Source organism: Arthrobacter sp. 2YAF22_2 (assembly GCF_052114645.1).
Classification (GTDB): domain Bacteria; phylum Actinomycetota; class Actinomycetes; order Actinomycetales; family Micrococcaceae; genus Arthrobacter.
Genome location: NZ_JBFRFD010000442.1, coordinates 1 through 3112, shown reverse-complemented (window position 1 = coordinate 3112; position 3112 = coordinate 1). Strand labels below are relative to the sequence as shown.

Genomic DNA, 3112 nt, shown 5'->3' with positions numbered 1-3112 from the left:
GGCCAACGCCGCCGAGGCCGCACTGGTGCCGGGCGCCCAGGTCCGCGGTTACCGGACCCTGGCCCGGCTGGCCTTCGACTTCGGCGCCGACCCGCAGGAGCTGGCCCTGGATTTCGAACCCGATGACGACGAACCGGACGACGCCGGGCCCGACGCCGGCGCCGACGTAGTGCCGGACATGTGCGACGTCTCGGGCCAGGGCGACGGGCGGCGGGCCCTGGAAGTGGCAGCGGCCGGGGCGCACCACGTCCTGCTCACCGGCCCCCCGGGGGCCGGCAAGACGATGCTGGCCGAACGGCTGCCGGGGCTGCTGCCGGACCTTGGCGACAGGGCGGCGATGGAAGTTACAGCAATCCACTCACTGAGTTCGCTGACGTCGGCCACGGTCACACTGCTGCGCCGGCCGCCCTACGAGAACCCGCACCACACCGCCACAGCGGCCGCGATCATTGGCGGCGGATCAGGGCTTCCGCGTCCGGGGGCGGCCTCCCGCGCCCACCGCGGCGTGCTCTTCCTTGACGAGGCCCCCGAGTACGAACGACGCGTCCTGGACGCACTGCGCCAGCCGCTCGAGAGCGGCGAACTGGTCATCCACCGCTCGGCGGGCACGGCAGCCTACCCGGCCCGGTTCCAGCTGGTCCTCGCCGCCAATCCCTGTCCCTGTGGCAAAGCCTCCGGCAAGGGGGTGGACTGCACCTGCACCCCGATGATGCGGCGCCGCTACCTCGCCAGGCTGTCCGGGCCGCTGCTGGACCGGGTCGACATCCAGCTGGAGGTTGAACGCGTGGCGCTGGCGGACTTCGGCCAGCCCCGCGGCGAAGAGACCACAGCCGAGATTGCGGTGCGGGTGCAGGCAGCCCGGGAGCGCCAACTGGACCGGCTCCGGCCGCTCGGGCTGGAAACCAATGCGCAGGTACCGGGCCGGGTGCTCCGCGGCCCGCTGCGGCTGGCAGGCCCGACAACCCGGATCCTCGACCGGGCACTGGAACGCGGCGCCCTCACGGCCCGCGGCTACGACCGGGTCCTGCGCCTGGCCTGGACCCTCGCGGACCTCTCCGCCCGCCCCGTCCCGGATGCCGACGACATCGGCCAGGCACTCGGCCTTCGGCAGGCCACAGCCACAGCCGCCTGACGGCGCCACCGGACCCCGTCCCGTGGATGGACCGGCATCGGAACCCCGGCTTGAGAAGAGAGCAGCACGAAGAGAAAGCAGCACCATGACTGAAAACGAACGGACTGCCCGGGCCGCGTTGTCCAGGCTCTTGGAACCCCAGGACGCCGCAGGCCTGGCGCTCGTGCGGGTCGCCGGAGCAGAAGACGCCCTGAGGATCGCGACCGGGCAGCTGACCGCAGGGCCCGGGCTGGAACAGGAACTCTCCCACGTGCTGGAGGAGCACGGCGCAGGCGGAGGCTGGACCGGGCTGGGCATGGCACTGAAACGCTGGGCACCGAGAGTTCCCGACCTGGCGCCGGCGCGCGACCTCGCGACCGTGCAGCGCCTCGGCGGCCGCCTGATCATTCCGGCGGATCCACTGTGGCCCGGCCAGCTCGCGGACCTGGCGCTGCAGGAGCCACTCTGCCTCTGGTGGCGGGGCGTGGAGCAGGAGCTGCCGCCGGCGGGCAGAGCCATAGCGTTGGTGGGCTCCAGGGACAGCACCTCGTACGGCTCCGCCGTGACCGGCGATCTTGCCTACGCGCTGGCCCAGCGGGGGTTTACGATCATCTCCGGCGGAGCCTACGGCATCGACGCCCACGCGCATCGGGCCGCCCTGGCCGGTGCTGCCGGCGGCCTGCCTACGATTGCCGTCATGGCCGGGGGAGTTGACCGGTTCTACCCTGCCGGCAACGAGGACCTGCTCCGCGCCGTCGCCAACCAAGGAGCGGTCCTGGCCGAAGTCCCGCCGGGGTCGGCACCCACGCGATACCGCTTCCTGCAACGCAACAGACTCATCGCAGCCCTGGCCGCCGTCACGGTGGTGGTTGAGGCCCGGTGGAGGTCCGGGGCGCTGAACACCGCGCACCATGCCGAGACCCTGGGCAGGCCAGTCGGAGCGGTGCCCGGCTCGGTGCACAGCGCCAACTCGGCCGGCTGCCACCGGTTGCTGCGCGAGGGCGGGGCTGTGTGCGTCACGGACGCAGGCGAGATCGCCGAACTGGCCTCGCCCAGCGGCGACTCGCTGCCCGACGCCAAGTCCGGCCGGGTGGAAGCCCACGACGGGCTGACCCTGGAGGACCTGATCCTGCTGGACGCCTTGCCGCTGAGGATTACCAGTTCGGTTGAGAAGCTTGCCACCGTCGCCGGGCTGAGCGCCGAATCGGTCCGCGCAGGCCTCGGCCGGCTTGGCCTGCTGGGACTGGCCGAATCCCGAGGCGGCGGCTGGAAGCGGTCTTCCTCGGCGGGGTAACGCAGGGATCGGCCCGACCCGGCGGCGCGCCGACAAGCTCCACCAGCGCGGGCGGGAATGCTGGGAGAGTTGGAGGATGCCAACCCAGCAACTGCCCACAGCGCTCGCCGAGACCGCCCACGCTTTCGGCCGCTATCTGGATGCGGAACGGGGCCGCTCCGTGCACACCGTGCGCGCCTACCTCGCCGACGTCGGAAGCCTGCTGGCACATGCGGCCACGGAGGGCGCCGGAGACCTGTCCGATCTCCAACTTGGCACCCTGCGCCGCTGGCTGGGAGCCCAGAGCGAAGCGGGGAAGTCCCGCGCTACGCTGGCCCGTCACGCCGCCACCGCTAGGGCTTTCACCGCCTGGGCCGTCCGCGAGGAACTCATCGCGGTCGACCCGGCCCTGCGGCTGAGGGCGCCGAAGCGGGAAAAGTCCCTGCCCGGCGTGCTGCAGCAAGGGCAGGTGCAGCGGCTCGTGGCCGGGGCCGAGACGGCCGCAGCCGAGGGCGATCCGCTGGCCCTGCGGGACCGCGCCATGCTGGAGCTGCTCTACGCCACCGGCGTGCGCGTCGGGGAGCTGTCGGGCCTGGATGTGGACGATCTCGACCCGGACCGTCGGACGTTGCGGGTCATCGGCAAAGGCAACAAGGAACGCACGGTACCGTACGGCCTCCCCGCGGCGCTCGCAGTCGACGACTGGCTGCGCCGTGGACGTCCGGCCC

3 protein-coding genes are annotated in these 3112 nt (G+C 72.4%); all 3 read left to right on the top strand.

Translation table 11 applies throughout. The features are described from left to right. Nucleotides 1-1132: YifB family Mg chelatase-like AAA ATPase (locus tag AB4Y86_RS15520; RefSeq protein ID WP_441403088.1), on the top strand; the 1132-nt coding region annotated here is incomplete at its 5' end. A gap of 85 nt (nt 1133-1217) precedes the next feature. Further along, entirely contained in the window at nt 1218-2405 is a 1188-nt protein-coding gene (gene dprA / locus AB4Y86_RS15515) for a DNA-processing protein DprA (RefSeq protein ID WP_441403087.1), read from the top strand. A gap of 76 nt (nt 2406-2481) precedes the next feature. After that, nucleotides 2482-3112: tyrosine-type recombinase/integrase (locus tag AB4Y86_RS15510; RefSeq protein ID WP_441403086.1), on the top strand; the 631-nt coding region annotated here is incomplete at its 3' end.

What these genes read in the sequence shown, in the direction of transcription:
- dprA (WP_441403087.1), top strand. Translation starts at nt 1,218, where the DNA reads ATGACTGAAAACGAACGGACTGCCCGGGCCGCGTTGTCCAGGCTCTTG.